General features: G+C 60.5%; 16 protein-coding genes and 1 tRNA gene. 8 read left to right on the top strand and 9 right to left on the bottom strand.

What is annotated here, in order from left to right; genetic code table 11:
* Positions 1-87: 87 nt before the first annotated feature.
* Positions 88-1209 carry a tRNA guanosine(34) transglycosylase Tgt gene (gene tgt, locus C1949_RS12860; RefSeq protein WP_170063074.1) on the bottom strand — a complete coding sequence of 374 codons (1122 nt, stop codon included), beginning with the start codon at positions 1207-1209 and terminating at the stop codon, positions 88-90.
* 5 nt (positions 1210-1214) lie between these two features.
* The gene (gene queA / locus C1949_RS12865) at positions 1215-2264 is read right to left on the bottom strand and encodes a tRNA preQ1(34) S-adenosylmethionine ribosyltransferase-isomerase QueA (protein ID WP_104738879.1); all 1050 of its coding nucleotides are present in this window, start codon (positions 2262-2264) and stop codon (positions 1215-1217) included.
* Between the two features lie 156 nt (positions 2265-2420).
* On the opposite strand from queA, the gene C1949_RS12870 reads away from it, so the two are divergent.
* The 3 genes from C1949_RS12870 to C1949_RS12880 all read left to right on the top strand — a co-directional run bounded on the left by C1949_RS12870 (position 2421) and on the right by C1949_RS12880 (position 5139).
* Positions 2421-2507, top strand: a tRNA-Leu gene (locus tag C1949_RS12870).
* 170 nt (positions 2508-2677) lie between these two features.
* Positions 2678-3178 (top strand): DUF3015 family protein, encoded by a 501-nt coding sequence (locus C1949_RS12875; protein ID WP_104738880.1) that lies wholly within the window; start codon positions 2678-2680, stop codon positions 3176-3178.
* Positions 3179-3312: 134 nt separating this feature from the next.
* Complete coding sequence (locus C1949_RS12880; protein WP_170063070.1) at positions 3313-5139, top strand: Lnb N-terminal periplasmic domain-containing protein; 1827 nt, start codon at positions 3313-3315, stop codon at positions 5137-5139.
* A 6-nt stretch (positions 5140-5145) separates the two neighbouring features.
* Here the strand turns inward: C1949_RS12880 and C1949_RS12885 are convergent, their stop codons facing one another.
* The 3 genes from C1949_RS12885 to C1949_RS12895 all read right to left on the bottom strand — a co-directional run bounded on the left by C1949_RS12885 (position 5146) and on the right by C1949_RS12895 (position 7590).
* A complete protein-coding gene (locus C1949_RS12885) occupies positions 5146-5862 on the bottom strand; it encodes a ZIP family metal transporter (protein ID WP_211287146.1) in 717 nt (238 codons plus the stop codon).
* A 75-nt stretch (positions 5863-5937) separates the two neighbouring features.
* A complete protein-coding gene (gene trxB, locus C1949_RS12890; protein ID WP_104738882.1) occupies positions 5938-6885 on the bottom strand; it encodes a thioredoxin-disulfide reductase in 948 nt (315 codons plus the stop codon).
* Positions 6886-6990: 105 nt separating this feature from the next.
* The gene (locus tag C1949_RS12895) at positions 6991-7590 is read right to left on the bottom strand and encodes a peroxiredoxin (RefSeq protein WP_104738883.1); all 600 of its coding nucleotides are present in this window, start codon (positions 7588-7590) and stop codon (positions 6991-6993) included.
* Positions 7591-7742: 152 nt separating this feature from the next.
* Here C1949_RS12895 and cysZ point away from each other — a divergent pair, with 152 nt between their 5' ends.
* Together cysZ and C1949_RS12905 are read left to right on the top strand one after the other, a co-directional pair.
* A complete protein-coding gene (cysZ, locus tag C1949_RS12900; protein ID WP_104738884.1) occupies positions 7743-8483 on the top strand; it encodes a sulfate transporter CysZ in 741 nt (246 codons plus the stop codon).
* 56 nt (positions 8484-8539) lie between these two features.
* Positions 8540-9736: a glycosyltransferase family 4 protein gene (locus C1949_RS12905; RefSeq protein ID WP_104738885.1), complete on the top strand. Its 1197-nt coding sequence runs from the start codon at positions 8540-8542 to the stop codon at positions 9734-9736.
* 54 nt (positions 9737-9790) lie between these two features.
* Here the strand turns inward: C1949_RS12905 and C1949_RS12910 are convergent, their stop codons facing one another.
* The 3 genes from C1949_RS12910 to C1949_RS12920 form a co-directional block, all read right to left on the bottom strand.
* The gene (locus C1949_RS12910; protein ID WP_104738886.1) at positions 9791-10900 is read right to left on the bottom strand and encodes an NADH:flavin oxidoreductase; all 1110 of its coding nucleotides are present in this window, start codon (positions 10898-10900) and stop codon (positions 9791-9793) included.
* Between the two features lie 83 nt (positions 10901-10983).
* Positions 10984-11571, bottom strand: a complete 588-nt coding sequence (locus C1949_RS12915) for a TetR/AcrR family transcriptional regulator (protein WP_104738946.1) — start codon at positions 11569-11571, stop codon at positions 10984-10986.
* A 314-nt stretch (positions 11572-11885) separates the two neighbouring features.
* On the bottom strand, positions 11886-12371 hold the full coding sequence (locus C1949_RS12920) for an FKBP-type peptidyl-prolyl cis-trans isomerase (RefSeq protein ID WP_104738887.1): 486 nt from the start codon (positions 12369-12371) through the stop codon (positions 11886-11888).
* 164 nt (positions 12372-12535) lie between these two features.
* Between C1949_RS12920 and C1949_RS12925 the strand changes: the two genes are divergently transcribed.
* The 3 genes from C1949_RS12925 to C1949_RS12935 are packed head-to-tail and all read left to right on the top strand — an operon-like array spanning position 12536 to position 16840.
* Entirely contained in the window at positions 12536-13735 is a 1200-nt protein-coding gene (locus tag C1949_RS12925; RefSeq protein WP_104738888.1) for an acetate/propionate family kinase, read from the top strand.
* Between the two features lie 2 nt (positions 13736-13737).
* A complete protein-coding gene (gene pta, locus C1949_RS12930) occupies positions 13738-15873 on the top strand; it encodes a phosphate acetyltransferase (protein ID WP_104738947.1) in 2136 nt (711 codons plus the stop codon).
* A 46-nt stretch (positions 15874-15919) separates the two neighbouring features.
* Positions 15920-16840 carry an acyltransferase gene (locus C1949_RS12935; RefSeq protein ID WP_104738889.1) on the top strand — a complete coding sequence of 307 codons (921 nt, stop codon included), beginning with the start codon at positions 15920-15922 and terminating at the stop codon, positions 16838-16840.
* A 270-nt stretch (positions 16841-17110) separates the two neighbouring features.
* Here C1949_RS12935 and C1949_RS12940 read toward each other — a convergent pair whose 3' ends face one another.
* Positions 17111-17764, bottom strand: a complete 654-nt coding sequence (locus C1949_RS12940) for a YiaD family glycine zipper/OmpA-like lipoprotein (protein WP_104738890.1) — start codon at positions 17762-17764, stop codon at positions 17111-17113.
* Positions 17765-17784 lie beyond the last annotated feature (20 nt).

Here is a 17784-nt window from a genome sequence, read left to right on the forward strand (position 1 = left end):
CGGCCATCGTTCAAGACTGAAGGGGCATGCCGATCAGTACTTCATGCCCTCTGCTTGTACAGCCAGCGAGAGCGATCAATAAACCGGTCAGCTGGCCTCTAGCGGCGGTACCGGCCGGTCCAGTTTGGCGTAGAAGTTTTCCACAAAGGCGGTCAATGTACCCTGTTGGATGGCACCGCGCAAACCTGCCATAAGCCGCTGATAATGCCGCAGGTTATGGATGGTATTGAGCATACTGCCAAGCATTTCGCCGCACTTGTCCAGATGATGCAGGTAGGCGCGGGAAAAGTGCTGACAGGTGTAACAGTCACAGGCCGGATCCAGCGGTGACTCGTCGTGACGATGCACCGCGTTGCGGATCTTGATAACGCCCGTCTCGGTAAACAGATGGCCGTTGCGCGCATTGCGGCTGGGCATCACACAATCGAACATGTCCACGCCGCGGCGAACACCTTCCACCAGATCTTCCGGCTTGCCTACACCCATCAGGTAACGGGGTTTTTCCGGCGGCATGTGACCCGGCAGAAAGTCCAGCACACGGATCATCTCCTCTTTCGGCTCACCGACCGACAGGCCGCCGATGGCCAGACCATCGAAGCCGATTTCACTGAGCCCTTCCAATGAGCGTAGGCGCAGCTCCTCGTGCATGCCGCCCTGAATAATCCCGAACAGCGCCGCCGGGTTGTCGCCATGCGCCTGTTTTGAGCGCTTGGCCCAACGCAGCGACAATTCCATCGAGCGGCGAGCGGTATCCAGATCCGCCGGATAGGGCGTGCACTCGTCAAAGATCATGACGATATCCGACCCCAGCGCGCGCTGCACCTGCATGGACTCTTCCGGCCCCATGAACACCTTGGCGCCATCGACCGGTGAAGAGAAGTAGACCCCCTCCTCCTTGATCTTGCGCATGGCGCCCAGACTGAACACCTGGAAGCCGCCGGAGTCGGTCAGGATTGGCCCCTGCCATTGCATGAAGTCGTGCAGATCACCGTGCTTGCTAATGACCTCGGTCCCGGGACGCAGCCACAGGTGGAAGGTGTTACCGAGAATAATCTGGGCACCGATGGCTTCGATATCACGCGGCAACATGCCCTTCACCGTGCCGTAGGTTCCGACCGGCATAAAGGCAGGCGTCTCGACCACCCCACGCGGGAAAGTCAGGCGCCCGCGACGCGCCTTGCCGTCGGTGGCAAGCAGTTCAAAGAACATATGACTCATGACGATACCTCAGGGCCGGTTGGGGCCGGATTGCGGGTGATGAACATGGCATCACCGTAACTGAAAAAACGGTACTTTTCGGCCACGGCGGTGTGATAGGCCGCCATGGTTTCCGGGTAGCCGGCAAAGGCCGATACCAGCATCAGCAGGGTTGATTCGGGCAGGTGGAAGTTGGTGATCAACGCGTCGACTACGTGGAAAGGCTTGCCCGGGTAGAGAAAGATATCGGTATCACCGCTGAACGGCTTGAGCACACCATCACGAGCGGCCGATTCGAGCGAGCGCACGCTGGTAGTGCCCACCGCAATTACCCGCCCACCACGCGCCTTGCACGCCTCTACGGCAGCCACCACCTCGGGTGTGACCTCCAGCCACTCCTGATGCATGACATGCTCTTCGATCTTCTCGACCCGCACTGGCTGGAAGGTGCCGGCACCAACGTGCAGGGTAACTTCCGCCGTGTCGACACCCAGTTTAGCGATGGCATCCAGCAGCGCGCGATCAAAATGCAACCCTGCGGTCGGTGCGGCAACGGCCCCCTCGCGCTTGGCATAAACGGTCTGATAGCGCTCGCGGTCGGCCTCATCGTCCGGCCGGTCAATATAAGGCGGCAGCGGCATATGGCCGACCCGCTGCAACAGTGGCAAAACAGGCTCGGCAAAGCGCAATTCGAACAGTGCATCATGGCGAGCGACCATTTCGGCTTCGGCACCGCCATCAATCAAAATCCGGCTGCCGGCCTTGGGCGACTTGCTGGCGCGGATATGTGCCAGCACGCGATACTCGTCCAGCACCCGCTCAACCAGCACCTCCAGCACCCCGCCGGTTTGCTTGCGGCCAAACAGGCGCGCCGGAATAACCCGGGTATTGTTGAATACCATCAGATCGCCGGGGCGCAAGTACTCGAGCAGATCGACGAACTGGCGATGAGCCAGTTGGCCGGTCGGCCCATCAAGACAAAGCAGACGACTGCCACGACGCTCCGCCAGCGGATGGCGCGCAATCAGCTCGTCAGGCAGCTCAAAATGAAAATCACTGAGACGCATGCAGGAAGGAAGTCCGGAGTTGCAGGGGAAAGGCCGCTATAGTAGCCGAAATCCGCCGCTGCCGCGATCCACAACAACCGTCTGCAGGATTGACCTCGACCACCTGTGCTCCGTATACTCCGCGCCAGCCAGCGTACGCTCGTACGCACCTGCATTGCCCCGATGGCGGAATTGGTAGACGCGGCGGATTCAAAATCCGTTTCTGGTGACAGAGTGGGAGTTCGATTCTCCCTCGGGGCACCATCTTTTTCTTCAGCCCACTGCCAGGCTGACCCCTCCCCTCCTGTTAGACAAAAGCAAAATATTAGCGATCTGATATCAAAGTGCTTTACGCCGCCAAGGTGATTTCAATATATTCATTCAGCCTGCTTATACGCACGCGCTATAAAAATTGAAATCAGGATGATTTGATAATGAAAAGAAAAGCTCTGGCTGCAATCGCCCTGCTCGCTCTCTGCGGCGCCACCACTCCGTCCATGGCCCAAAACAAAGCCCCGGGTTCTGGCCCTAATCCCTTCGTCGACTGCGGCATTGGCGCTGCACTATTCCCCGAAACCCATTGGGCCGCCGTCACCTCCAACGTGATCTGGGATATTGGTACCACAGCAGTAACCTCAGCAACGATGAGCCCGGAAACCTGTTCAGGCAAGAACATGAAAGCTGCGCTGTTCATCAATGACACCTATGAAACCCTGGCAGAAGAAACCGCCAAGGGCTCAGGTGAGCACCTGACAGCCCTGATGGGCATCATGGAGTGCGACTCCAGCCGTCAGGCCGCCGCCATCCAACGCACCCGTGCAAACATGGCAGGCCAGGTCGCCACCGAGGGCTTCGAGTCCCTCAGCCACACCGAGAAGGCCGCCGGCTTCTACGAAGCAATGGACTCCGCGGTCAGCATGAGCTGCTCGGCCTAACACGAGTCACCTGCTGCCGTAACCCCAAAGGAACGGCAGCACCCTGTTTCCCCCTCCCCGAAATCTGCTTCCTCAACGAGGTCCGCGTGATATCAGTGCGGCTAGCGCTCATCGCCATGAGCCTTGGATGGTGTGTGCAACTTCTTGCCGGCACCGAAGACCGGAACGCCTCGCTACAGAGCCTGGCCAACGACCCCCAATGGTTGAAGCTGCTTCACTATGAAACGGGCAACCTGCCGGGAGCAAGCGCACGCAGCGCAATAAAAAGCCCTGAGTTTTTTCTGTCGCCCAGTGGCCACGACTCGCCACTGGCCGAACTGACTGCCACCGTTACCGCCCTGCAGATGCAGCCGAAGGGCCCTGACACACATGCCAGCTGTCGATTTCCAGCCCGTACTCGGTGGCTACAACAGCGCCTTGGGTCGGCCTTGACCGTACCGTCCGGGGTACAGTGCCCGGCACTGGAACAATGGACGCGCGATAATACCGTCGAGTCGGTAAGTATCATCTACGCCACCGGTTACCTGGCCAACCCGGCCTCCTACTACGGCCACACGCTACTCAAGTTCAACTTCAAGGACAGTGAAGCCCACAGCGATCTGATGGATGAAAGCGTCAACTACGGCGCCATCGTCGGCGACGGGGACGATCCCGTCAGTTACATATTCAAAGGCATCTTTGGCGGCTACGATGGTGGCTTCAGCCACATCAACTTCTACTTCCACAACCACAATTATGGCGAAAACGAACTTCGCGATCTCTGGGAGTACCAACTGACGTTGTCCGAGGATGCCACCCAAATGGTGGTTGAGCACGCCTGGGAAGTGCTTGGAAAACGTTATACCTACTACTTCTTCAGACGAAACTGCGCATTCAGGATGGCGGAGCTGGTCGACATATCCAGCGACACGCCGCTGCTGCAGCAGTGGCGTCCCTGGACAATCCCGCAAAGTCTGGTGCAATCATTGTCAACGGCTGAAATCGATGGCCAGCCGGTACTCACCGACGTCAGATACCTGCCGTCCCGGCAGTCTCGTTTGTATGATCGCTATCAGCAGCTCAGCCCGAGCGAGCAGCAGCTGTTCGAGGGCATCGCCGTCGAGACTGTGTCACTTGAGGACCCGCGGTTTACCGGCCAACCGATTGATGTCCAGCATCGCGTCCTCGACACACTCCTTGACTACTATCAGTACATTCGTGATGCGGAAGCTGGCGCCGAAGACCCGGCGAACGCGGCGCATCGCCGGGCTCTGGCGATGCGCTACCAATTGCCGCCCGGGAACGCAGAGTTCAAACCCTCCGACCACACCCCACCCCACCTAGGCCGTCCACCGGGCTGGTTCCAGTTGAGCCTGCAGCACAGCACCCGGCAGGACGCCCAAGCAGGCATCCGCGTTCGTCCCGCTTACTACGACCCACTGGATAACGAAGCGGGCCACGTGCGCGGTGGCGGACTGAGCATGTTCGACTTGCAGCTCACAGCAAGCAATGGACAGGTGCGGCTGCAACAATTGGACGCCATCAGCATTGAGAGCATCAGCCCCGGACTCACCGGTTTACCCGGAGACAAGGGGGTCGCGTGGAACCTGAAATTCGGCTGGGAACAGAATCGACTGGACTGCAATAGCTGCCTGACGACACGGCTGCAGGCCGACCGTGGCCTGAACTTCCCGCTTGGCAATAACACCGCCGCCACCTTTTACGCAGGGGGCGCACTGCAGGAAAGCGTGCAAGGGGAAGGCCCCGCGTTCGCCAGGTTGGCTGGCAGACTGACCTACCACCGCGCCAGCTTTTCGGCGCTGCTGCGACTGGAACAGCGATACCTCGTGAACGGCAGTGGAGATTACACCACCGGACGGCTGGAGCTGAGGAATCGACTGTCAGCAACCCAGGATGTGCGCGTAAGCTACGCACGTAATCGCGGCGAGGAACTGAGCATTGGCCTTGGCTGGTACTGGTAGTCGGTCTTAACCCATCGTCAGTTGGTGCCCGATCATGCCCAATACAAACCCAAGCACCGCGCCCATCGGCGGCCCCCAACGGCGTTCCAGCTTCGCCTGCGGGGCGATATCCTGAAACACCGAATAGCATATCCCTCCAGCGGCAAACAGCATCACCACTGCCACGGCTTCAGGATAAGCCGACAGCCAGCCAAAACCGAGCAGGCCACATAACGGCCCCAGCAACGCCACCAGAGCGAAGCCCTTGGCAATGCGCAGGGTACGGTAGTCAGTACTAGCCTGCAGCTCCCGGCTGGCATTGAAGCCTTCGGGCAGATTCTGCAGCGCCATCAGGCAGGCCAGCAGCACCCCACCATTACCGCCAGCGGCAAAGGCCGCGCCCAAGGCAATGGACTCAGGCACAAAGTCGGAGAGCATCGCTGCCATCTGGCTGGCTGGCGTCTTGTTGCGATAAAGGGTGATATCCAACCACATAAAGGCGAGCCCGCCGGCGACAAAACAGCTGGCCGAGACCAGGGTATTCACCTTCGCGATCCCCTCCGGCACCAGCACCAGCGCTACTGCCGATAGCAGCGCGCCACCACCAAAGGCAATAATGCCGTGACGCAGCTCCCGATCCAGCCAGTTGGGCCGCACCCGCTCCAACCCCGCCAGCAACGCCCCTGCAGGCATTGCCATACCAGCCAGCAAGGTCAACCCGATTACCATCAGCCAATCTGTCAAACGTGCCTCCCTGCCGAATACCTGACACTCAATAAAAAACCCCGCCGAAGCGGGGTTTCCATAGTGCCGGAGTCGTTACATTTCGTCGAGGAAGCGCTCTGCGTCCAGCGCCGCCATACAGCCTGCGCCGGCTGAGGTGATGGCCTGACGATAAATGTGGTCAGCCACATCACCCGCCGCAAAGACGCCCGGAATGTTGGTTTGAGTGGCATTACCCTCGGTGCCGCTCTTGATCTTCAGATAGCCATCTTTCATGTCCAGCTGCCCTTCGAACAGCCCGGTGTTCGGGGTATGGCCGATAGCAACAAACACACCAGCCAGAGCGATATCTTCAGTGCCGCCCGCGTTCAGCGCGATGCGCATGCCGGTCACACCGCTGTCGTCACCCAACACCTCATCCAGCGTGGCATTGAGCTTCAGTTCGATCTTGCCCTCGGCAACGCGGGCCATCAGCTTGTCGATCAGGATTTTCTCGGCGCGGAAGGTATCGCGGCGATGTACCAGGGTCACCTTGCTGGCGATGTTAGCCAGATACAGCGCTTCTTCAACGGCGGTATTGCCACCACCGATGACGGCGACTTCCTGATTACGATAAAAGAAACCGTCACAAGTTGCACAGGCGGAGACGCCCTTGCCCATGAAGGCCTCTTCCGAAGGCAGACCAATGTAGCGGGCAGAGGCACCAGTGGCGATGATCAGCGCGTCACACTTGTACTCGCCGCTGTCGCCCCAGAGGGTGAACGGGCGCTGGCTTAGATCGACCTTGTTGATGTGGTCGAACACGACCTCAGTTTCAAAGCGCTCGGCATGCTGACGCATACGCTCCATCAGCTCCGGCCCCTGAACCCCGGCAACGTCGCCCGGCCAGTTGTCCACTTCTGTCGTGGTGGTCAGTTGCCCGCCCATCTGCATACCGGTAATCAGCACCGGGTTGAGGTTGGCGCGCGCAGCGTAAACGGCAGCGCTGTAGCCCGCAGGGCCGGAGCCCAGGATGATCAGGCGAATGTGACGCACTTCAGACATGTAAACCTCCAGTTTCGCCAGCAAGCTGGCGGCAAGAATAAAACGGGCAGCCGAGGGTAAGGGGAACCCTGAAAAACGGCGACTGCCCCAAAACCAGTCAGCGGATCAAAGCTCGGCGGCGTGCTCGGCCAGGTAACGGGCAACACCTTCGGCGCTTTCCTGCATGCCTTTCTGGCCCTTGCGCCAACCCGCCGGGCAGACTTCACCGTGCTCTTCGGTGAACTGCAGCGCTTCGATCAAACGAATCATTTCATCAACTTCGCGGCCTAGCGCCAGGTTGTTCACCACCTGATGCTGGACAACGCCATCGCGATCAATCAGGAAGGAGGAGCGCAGTGCGACACCCTCATCGTGCTCGACGCCGTAGGCCCGGGTAATCTCGTGTTTGACGTCTGCCACCATGGTGAACTCGACGGGACCAATCCCGCCCTTCTCAACCGGCGTGTTGCGCCAAGCGTAGTGGGTATACTGCGAATCCACCGAAACGCCGACAACCTCGACGCCCAGCGCCCGGAACTTGTCCATGCGATTATTATGGGCAATGATCTCCGAGGGGCAGACGAAGGTGAAATCCAGCGGCCAGAAAAACACCACTACGTATTTGCCGCGCAGCGTTGAGAAATCAAAGTGATCAACAATGCTGCCATCAGCCAATACCGCCGGGGCAACGAAATCCGGCGCGGAACGATTGACCAGAACGCTCATCCAACCCTCCAGAGCAATACAGGCCGCAGCTTATAGCGACCTGAAACAAGTGGAAATTGCAAAGACTGTATCAGCCAAATAGTTTACCTCTATAGTACCCGCCGAAGCACTGCACATTTCTGCAAGAAACTCCTCCATCAGGACCAGCAACAATGAAGCAAGTAACGGATGTACTGCGCGGCCCCGACTACCTCAAGGAGGGCTGGCAGGCAATCAAGCGGCCAGGGCTGCGGCGCTTTGTGGTCATTCCGCTGATCGCCAACCTGCTGCTGTTCGCCGCGCTGATTGGCTGGGGTATCCAGCAGTTCAGCCTGTTGATGGCAAGACTCATGCCGCAGCTGCCCGACTGGGCTGCCTTCGTCGAGTGGTTGCTGTGGCCGATGTTCGCTCTGGTGGTGCTGCTGATCCTGTTTTTCGGCTTCAGCGTTCTGGCCAATATCATCGCCTCCCCGTTCTACGGCTTTCTGGCAGAGAAAGTCGCTGAGCAGGAGCGCGGTGAAGTCAGTCCATCGACCGGCTGGAAGGACATCATCGCTGTCGTTCCGCACAGTGTCGGCCGCGAGCTGCGCAAACTCGCCTATTACCTGCCGCGCATGGCCGCATTGCTGCTACTGTCACTGATCCCGGTGGTCAACCTGGTTGCATCGCCGCTGCTGCTCGCCTTTGGCGTCTGGATGATGGCCGTCCAGTATGTCGACTACCAGGCCGACAATGACAAGGTTGGCTTCCGCGACATGCTGCGCTGGATGCAGACCCGCCGCAGCCTGTCGCTCGGCTTCGGCCTGCCGGTCTACGTCGGCATGCTGATACCGCTGCTGAATCTGCTGGTGATGCCGGCGGCGGTTGCCGGCTCAACCCTGCTGTGGGTGCGCGAACGCCAGCAGCGCAGTTAACAAAAGCGTCACAACGATGTAACACGCCGATCATGCCCGAGCCCCATACTCGGAACATGATCACTCTTCCTTCCCCTGGCCGCCGCTTCGCGCTGGTCACCGAAACCTACCCGCCACAGATCAACGGCGTCGCCAACACCCTGGGCCAACTGTGCCGAGGCCTGTTGGCACGCCAGCACCAGCTGCAGCTGATCCGCCCGGCGATGGGGGACGAGCAACCCGGCAGCAACCGCCAGGACAACCTGCACGAACGCCGGGTTCGCGGCTTGCCGATTCCAGGTTATAGCAATCTGCAGTGGGGGCTCCCCGCAGGCCGGGCGCTGGCTCGTCTGTGGCGCAAGGAGCGCCCGGACGCGGTCTATCTGGCGACGGAGGGCCCGCTCGGCTGGTCTGCTCTGCGCACTGCCCGGCGCATGGGCATTCCCGTTATCAGCGGCTTCCACACCAACTTTCAGCAGTACAGCGACCACTTTCATCTCGGCCTGTTGCACGAGCCCGCCATGCGCTACCTGCGCTGGTTTCACAATCAGACGCTGACAACGCTGGTAGCCAGCAATACCCAGCAGCGAGAGCTAAGCCGACTTGGCTTGCACAACCTCGGCCTGCTCGGTCGAGGGGTGGACTGTGAGCGCTTTCACCCAACCCACCGCGACTGCGAGCTACGCGCTGAATGGGGAGCGGGCAAGGATGATCTGGTGCTGCTGCACGTTGGCCGACTGTCACCTGAGAAGAACCCGGACCTGCTGGTAGCGGCCTGGGAACAGCTCAAGGCCAGCAGCGGTTCACCACAGCTGCATCTGGTCATTGTCGGTGACGGCCCAGCCCAGGATGACCTGCGCAAGCGGCTACCCGACGCCATTTTCACCGGGCCACTTACTGGCGCCCCACTGGCGCGCGCCTATGCCAGCGCCGATATTTTTGTCTTCCCCAGCCTGACCGAGACCTTCGGCAATGTCGTCACCGAGGCAATGGCATCGGGGTTGGCGGTATGTGCCTTCGATACTGCCGCGGCGCATCAGCATATTCAGGACCGATACAGCGGCAGCCTTGCGCCGCCCGCGCACGACCGGGTGTTTATCGAGAACCTGCGCTGGTTGACGGCGGATCAGGAAGGTCGCCGCAGCATTCGTCTGCATGCCCGTCATCGGGCCTGCCAGCTGGACTGGAGTAGTGTGGTAGCGCGTTTCGAGCGTTACCTAGTGCAGGCCGCCGGACGGCAGCCTGCGCTGGCACAAGCGGTCCCGAGCAAGTAGCCGGGCGCCCGGGATCAGGTGCCGCTTCGAGTGCGACACCTGACCCTATGCGACTCAGACCAGCGTCTTGAGCGCGTCGCGGCTGAACGGGGCAATGTCTTCAAAGCGACCTTCGCGCACCTTGTCAGCCCACTGCGGGTCTACCAGCAGCGCACGACCAACAGCAACCAAGTCAAACTCATCCGCATCCAGACGCTCCAGCAGGCCGTCGATGTTGGCGGTCTGAGCAACCTTGTCGGTGTTGACCATGAATTGCAGGAACTCGCCGTCCAGACCCACGCTGCCAACGGTAATGCAGGGCTTGCCAGTAATCTTGCGGGTCCAGCCAGCCAGATTCAGCTCGGAGCTTTCGAACTCCGGCTCCCAGAAGCGGCGTTGCGAACAATGGAAGATGTCCACGCCAGCGTCAGACAGCGGTGTCAGGAACTGCTCCAGCAATTCAGGGGTCGGCGCCAGACGTGCGGTGTAGTCCTGCTGCTTCCACTGGGAGAAGCGGAAGATGATCGGGTAGTCGGCACCAACAGCGGCACGCACGGCCTTGATGATCTCAACAGCGAAGCGACCACGGTTCTCCATGCTGCCGCCGTACTGATCTTCGCGCTGGTTGGTGCCTTCCCAGAAGAACTGATCGATCAGATAACCGTGGGCACCGTGCAGTTCAATGGCGTCAAAGCCAACGCCCTTGGCATCCTTGGCTGCCTTCGCAAAGGCCGCAACCACGTCATCGATATCCTGCTGAGTCATACCCTTGACCAGCACCTTGCCATCTTTCTGCTTTTCCATCGGGCCGTAGCCGGGCACATCACCGTTCGGCTCGGTGCCGAGGCGACGGACGTTGCCGACGTGCCACAGCTGCGGTGCAATCTTGCCACCGGCGGCGTGTACTGCATCAACAACCTGCTTCCAGCCCGCCAGCGCGTCTTCACCATAGAAGTGGGGCACGTTCGGATAGCCGTTGGCCGCCACGTGATCAACCACGGTGCCTTCGGTAATGATCAGGCCCACACCGGATTCGGCGCGGCGACGGTAGTAATCGACCACTGCCTGATTCGGCACGCCCTTGGGCGAGAAGTTACGGGTCATCGGCGCCATCACGATGCGGTTGGACAGTGCCAAGTTGCCCAGCGTGAAGGGCTTGAACAGCGGGGTTACGGCTGTGGACATACATAATCTCCTGAACGGGGGACTGACCAGAACGACTGCCAACCTGCAAGCTGACCAGTCGTCTTGTCGTTATTGAATGGTTTTCAAGGCTGCAGCAAACGCTCCAGCTGCTGAATGAACACGCGCAAGGGACCGATCTGACGATCCGCCTTCATGCGCAACAGAGCACCTTCCCAGGCGGCACTGATAAATCCGGCCAGTTCTGCCGGATTCTGATCAGACGCAATCTCACTCGCCGCCTGCGCTTCAGCCAGGCAGTCGGCCAGAACCTGGTTCGAGCGCTGCAAAATGGCACTGGCAGCGTAGCCGATAGGCTGGCTTTCCTCCGCCATCTCATGACAGAGACTGCCAATGAAACACTGATGGCTTGGCTGCTCCTGATTGGCGAAATACCCCACCAGATCTCGGTAGCAACGCAAAACCCGCTCGCGCGGCGACAGCTGAGGCGTGCTCAACGCATCGGCGAAGCGCTCAATGCGCGGGGTGTAGTAGTAGTGCAGCGCCTGGATTGCAAAGTCTTCCTTACTCTCAAAGTAGTGATAGAAAGACCCCTTGGGTACACCAGCGCCCTGGGTGATTTCCTGCACGCCGGTACCGTTATAGCCTTTACGCAACATCACACTGGTGCCAGAGGCGAGAATACGGGCGCGCTTGTCTTGAATAGTGTTCATGGCGAGCACTATACGACCGGTCAACTTTGCCTGATAGACAAAAATCACCACTATAGATAATGCTGATAATGGCCGATCAGACGCGAACAGATCCGCGCCGCGACTTTTCGCCTTCTCTCTTTCAAGGGAGCCTGGATACGGCCAGGCTGTATTCGCGATCAACCTGATGTGGGTCTCGCTCAAGCGCCGGGGCTGGCCGGTGGCAATCTCAGCTAACCGAACCGACTGCGGCTACCCTGACGCGCACCGCCGAATAGTGCAAAGGCCATAAAAAAACCGGGCCAAGGCCCGGTTCTTCCAGCGCTGCCAACCACTTAGTGGTCGTGACCGCCTTCGCCATGGACATGACCATGGGCGATTTCTTCTTCGTTGGCGTCACGTACCGCAACAACCTTCACTTCGAAGGTCAGGCGCTCGCCAGCCAGCGGGTGGTTGCCGTCGACGGTGACTTCATCACCTTCCAGCGCCTTGATGGTCACAATCTGCATGCTGCCATCCGGGCCGGAGGCGTGGAACTGCATGCCCACTTCCAGCTCATCGACACCTTCGAACATGTTGCGGCCCAGCACGGCGATCAGCTCGGCGTTGAACTCGCCATAGGCTTCTTCCGGATCGACAGTCACTTTGACATCGTCGCCAGCGGCTTTACCTTCCAGCGCCTTTTCCAGACCCGGAATGATATTGCCGGCACCGTGCAGGTAGACCAGCGGCGCGCCACCGACGGACGAATCCAGCACTTCGCCATCGTCATTGGTCAGGGTGTAGTCGATGGACACGGCCTTGTTGGCGGCAATCTGCATAATCTCTTTCCTGTGATTGAGGGTATAAGAGGCTCAAGTGTACGCGTTATAGCCACGAAACGCACGGCTTGACCCGACCAGTGGGTCACCGGAAGATAGCAGAACGCAATCGATATCCGGCGGTCCATAGAGGACATCCGGCTGAAAGGAACTCGCACAATCCCATGACAAACCGACTGGTCCTGGTCATCAATGGAGGCAGCTCCTCCATCAAACTGGCACTGCGCCGTGAAAACACATCAGGCGCGCTGTTCGACGCCATCGCCGAGCGGCTGAACACCTCCCAGGCCTGCTACTCCACCTCTGACGGTCAGTGCGGTGAGCTGCCAAACGCAACCCACCTGGATGCCCTTAACGCGCTACTACCAATGCTCGAGCGCCACCTGGACCATCCCCTGAGCGCGATCGGTCACCGCGTGGTCCATGGCGGCGAGCGCTTCACCTCTGCGCAGCTGCTGAATGACGAGATTATCGCCGGTATTGAAGCCAATGCCCCACTGGCACCGCTGCATAACCCGGCCAACCTGACCGGTATCCGTGCCGCCATGCAACTGCGGCCGCAGACCCCGCAGGTTGCCGTATTTGATACCGCGTTTCATCAGAGCATGCCGCCGCATGCCTTCCGCTATGCCTTGCCCGATGAGCTGTATGCCGTGCATGGCGTGCGCCGTTACGGCTTCCACGGCACCAGCCACAAATATGTCAGTGATCAGGCCGGTCTGTTGACCGGTCTCGGCAAAGGCAACGGAGCCTGGCTGACCGCTCACCTCGGCAATGGCTGCTCCAGCTGCGCTGTGCTGGATGGACGCAGCATGGACACGAGCATGGGCCTGACCCCCCTTGAAGGTCTGGTCATGGGGACCCGCAGCGGCGACGTTGACCCCAATCTGCACGCGCACCTGGCCCGTACCCTCGGCTGGGACCTGAGCCGCATTGAGCGGTTGCTCAACCGCGAGAGCGGACTGCTGGGCCTGTCCGGGCTGTCGAACGACATGCGCGAACTGGAGCAGGCGCGCGCCGACGGTCATAGCGGCGCCCAGCTGGCGATCGAAGTCTTTTGCTACCGCCTCGCACGGTCGCTGGCCGGCCTGTCGGTCGCTCTGCCGCGTATCGACGGGCTGATCTTTACCGGCGGCATTGGCGAGAACTCCGCGCTGACCCGCGCCCTGACCCTCAAACACCTTGCTGTTCTCGGCCTGCAGATCGACCCGGATCGCAACAGCAGTCTGCCGCGCGGCGAAGCTGGCCGCATCGAGGCGGCAGGCTCTGCAGCAGTAATGGTGATACCCACCGATGAGGAGCGCCAGATCGCCGACGAGAGCCTCGCCCTGCTGGAAACACAGCCAAGGAGCCAAACGGCATGAGCCTGCATACCTTTTTTGTCGCCCCGACCGGCTTCGGCGTCGGCCTGACCTCAACCAGCCTGGGCCTGATTCGCGCGCTTGAGCGCACCGGCCTGAAGGTGCACTTTCTCAAGCCTATTGCCCAGCCGCATCCGGGCGACGAAGGCCCCGAGCGCTCGACCGAGCTAATCAGTCGCACCCTCGGCCTCGCGCCGCCGCCCGCCATCTCGTTGACGCAGGTCGAGCACCAGTTGGCCATGGGCGAGTTCGATGAAGTGCTGGAGGAAATAGTCAGTCGATATCAGCAGGCCGCCGAAGGTGCCGATGTGGTCGTGGTCGAGGGCATGGTGCCGACCCGCCAAAGCAGCTACGCCACGCAGATCAATCAGCAACTGGCTAAGAGCCTCGACGCCGACGTCATTCTGGTCACGGCCCCCGACGGCGACGACTTCACCGCACTGGCCGACCGTATCGAGATCAATGCCCAGACCTTCGGTGGCCCAAAACACCCGAAAGTGCTTGGCGTGATCATCAACAAGGTCAAGGCGCTGGCGCCAGAGACGACTGCGGACATCCCAGATCGACCTACACTGAAGAGCACGCTGAAGGACTTCGCCCAAAGCCTGCGCGATGCTTCCAGCCGACTGGATACCGACGACTTCCGCCTGATTGGCTGTGTGCCCTGGCAGGATGAACTGAACGCGCCACGCACTGCCGACATCGCCGACCTGCTCAAGGCCACTACTTTCCACGCCGGCGAGATGCAGCAACGCCGAGTGATGGAGATGGCGCTATGCTCCCGCACCGTACCCAACATCATTCATCTGCTGCGCCCCGGCGCCCTGATCGTCACCCCCGGCGACCGCGACGACATCATCATCGCCAGCTCACTGGCGGCGCTGTCTGGCACGCCACTGGCAGGCCTGCTGCTGACCGGTGGCTTTGAACCCAACCCGCGCGTCATCCAGCTGTGCCAGCCGGCGCTGGATCAGGGCCTGCCGATTCTGGGCGTACCGACCGATACCTTCGCCACCGCGACCCAACTCGACCGCATGAACCGCGAGATCCCGATTGATGACCGCGAGCGCGCCGACAAGGTGACCGATTTTGTTGCCAGCCACATCGACCACCTGTGGCTGGCCAAACGCTGTGATACCCCGCGTGAGAAGCGCATGTCGCCGCCAGCCTTCCGCTACGAACTGGTGCGTCAGGCCCAGCACGCAGCCAAGACCATCGTCTTGCCCGAAGGCGACGAGCCCCGCACCGTGCAGGCGGCCGCCATCTGTCAACGCCGCGGAATCGCCAACTGCATCCTGCTCGCCAAGCGCGAGGCGGTTGAAGCCGTCGCCCGCGCCCAGCACATCAGCCTGCCGGAAGGCCTGCAGATCATCGACCCGGACGAGGCGCGCGAGCGTTACGTCGCGCCCATGGTCAAACTGCGCGAAGGCAAGGGCCTGAACGAGCCGATGGCGCTGCAGCAGTTGGAGGACAACGTCGTGCTCGGCACCATGATGCTGGCACTGGATGAAGTGGACGGACTGGTTTCCGGCGCCATCCACACCACCGCCAATACAATTCGTCCGGCGTTCCAGTTGATCAAGACCGCGCCCGGCTACAACCTGGTGTCGTCGGTCTTCTTCATGCTGCTGCCCGAGCAGGTGTTGGTCTACGGCGACTGCGCAGTCAACCCGGAGCCCAGCGCTGAGGATCTGGCTGAGATCGCTATCCAGAGTGCTCGCTCGGCAGAGGCCTTCGGCATCCCGGCGCGGGTGGCAATGATCAGCTACTCGACCGGCCGCTCCGGCAGTGGCAGCGAGGTGGAAAAGGTTCGCGAAGCCACCCGACTGGCCCGCGAGCGCGAGCCCGGGCTGTTGCTTGACGGCCCGCTCCAGTATGATGCGGCCGCCATCGCCAGCGTCGGTCGCCAGAAAGCGCCAGACAGCCCGGTGGCCGGTCAGGCAACGGTCTTTGTGTTCCCTGACCTGAACACCGGCAACACCACCTACAAGGCGGTGCAGCGCAGTGCCAACGTGGTCAGCGTCGGCCCTATGCTGCAAGGCCTGCGCAAGCCGGTGAACGACCTGTCACGCGGCGCGCTGGTCGACGATATCGTCTATACCATTGCGTTAACCGCGATCCAGGCCTACAACAACGAATAACCAATAATACTGCCGCCTGCAAGCGGCCCCTGGATGAGCCAACCCCATGCTGTCGTTTCTGCCTGCTTCCGTGCGCGGTATCATTGCTACCCTGCTGCTGGTGCTGAACACCCTGATCCACGCGCCGATTCTGTTCGTCTTCGCCCTGATCAAGCTGCTGCCGATACCCGCGCTGCGCACCTTCTGCACCCGGGTGATGATCCGCGTCGCCGAATTCTGGATCACCTGTAACAGCGGCTGGATGGCGCTCAGTGGGCGCACCCGCTGGGATATCGAGGGGCTGGAGCGGCTCGACTACAACGGCTGGTACCTGGTCACCAGCAACCACCAGAGCTGGGTCGACATTCTGGCCCTGCAGCACGTACTCAACCGCCACATGCCAATGCTCAAGTTCTTCCTCAAGCAGGAGCTGATCTGGGTACCCGTCATTGGCCTGTGCTGGTGGGCGCTCGACTTCCCGTTCATGAAACGCTACAGCAAGGCCTATCTGGCCAAGCACCCGGAGAAAGCCGGACAGGATCTGGCAACCACCCGTAAGGCTTGCGAAAAGTTCAAATCCACCCCGGTGGCGGTCTTCAACTTCCTCGAAGGCACCCGCCTGACGCCGGCCAAGCACCAGCAACAGCAGTCACCGTTCAAGTACCTGCTCAAACCCAAGTCCGGTGGCATCGCATTCGTTCTGGATGCCATGGGTGAGCACCTGCGCTCACTGCTGGATATCACCATTCACTATCCCGATGGCAACCCGAGCTTCTGGGACCTGCTGTGCGGAAAGGTCAGGCACGTGGTCATGCATCTTGAACTCAAGCCGATTCCGGCGGCATTCCTCGGCCGCAATTACCAGGAGGACGAAGCGTTCCGCGGCGAGTTCCAGGCTTGGGTCAATCAGCTGTGGCTCGACAAGGATGCCCACTTGGCGCGCCTGCACCAGCAGTACCCGACGCCGATGGATCGCTCGAGCCGCTGAGCTGTAAGGGTAATTAGTTGGTTCATTAAAGATTGCTGGGGTAGACATTCAGCCATTGCGCTGGCGCCGAATCAGCTTTTCGCCTCCACGGCGAGCCAAGGGGGGCTGCTTGCCCGCGTAAACGGGACGAACCGCAAGTGCACACTTCACCGCCTGATCATCAGGCAGACCTTCTTGGCGCAACAACCAAGCACCTCCATTCCTGCCGGATCAGAATCACAAAAAAGGCCAACCGGTTACCCGGTTGGCCTTTTGGCTCGCCTGCAGTGATCAAAGCTGACGCAGGGTGATCTCGACGCGGCGGTTCTGAGCACGACCGGCTTCAGTCTCGTTGCTGGCGATCGGCTGGCTCGGGCCAACACCGGCGCTGCTGATGCGTGCGCCACTGACGCCTTGGCCGGCAAGATAGGACGCGACACTGGCTGCGCGCTCACGCGACAGGCGCATGTTCAGCTCCATGGAGCCGGTGCTGTCGGTATGACCAACGATGTTGATACCGTTCTGGTCGAACTCCTTGAACACCTTGACCAGCGAATTCAACGTCGGATAGAAGCTGCTGGAGATGTCGGACGAGCCTGATGCAAAGGTAATGTTGCCTGGCATGACCAGCTGCAGGGTATCGCCGTTGCGGATGACCTGCACGCCAGTGCCAGTCAGCTCTTGGCGCAGGCGCTGTTCCTGCTTGTCGACGTAGTAGCCATAACCGCCGCCAGCTGCGCCGCCAACGGCTGCACCGATCAGCGCACCCTTGGCACGATCATCGCTGCTTGAGGTGGCGGCGCCAATGGCCGCGCCAGTCAGTGCACCAATCCCGCCGTAAACCGCAGACTTGCCAGCCTGCTGTTCGCCGGTGTAGGGGTTGTTGGTACACCCGGCAATCATCAGTGCACAGGCACCCGCAATAATCAAACCTTGGCTTTTCATAGTAATTCCCTTGTTCTGGT

The sequence above is a fragment of the Halopseudomonas oceani genome, assembly GCF_002903165.1.
In the GTDB taxonomy this organism is placed as follows: domain Bacteria; phylum Pseudomonadota; class Gammaproteobacteria; order Pseudomonadales; family Pseudomonadaceae; genus Halopseudomonas; species Halopseudomonas oceani.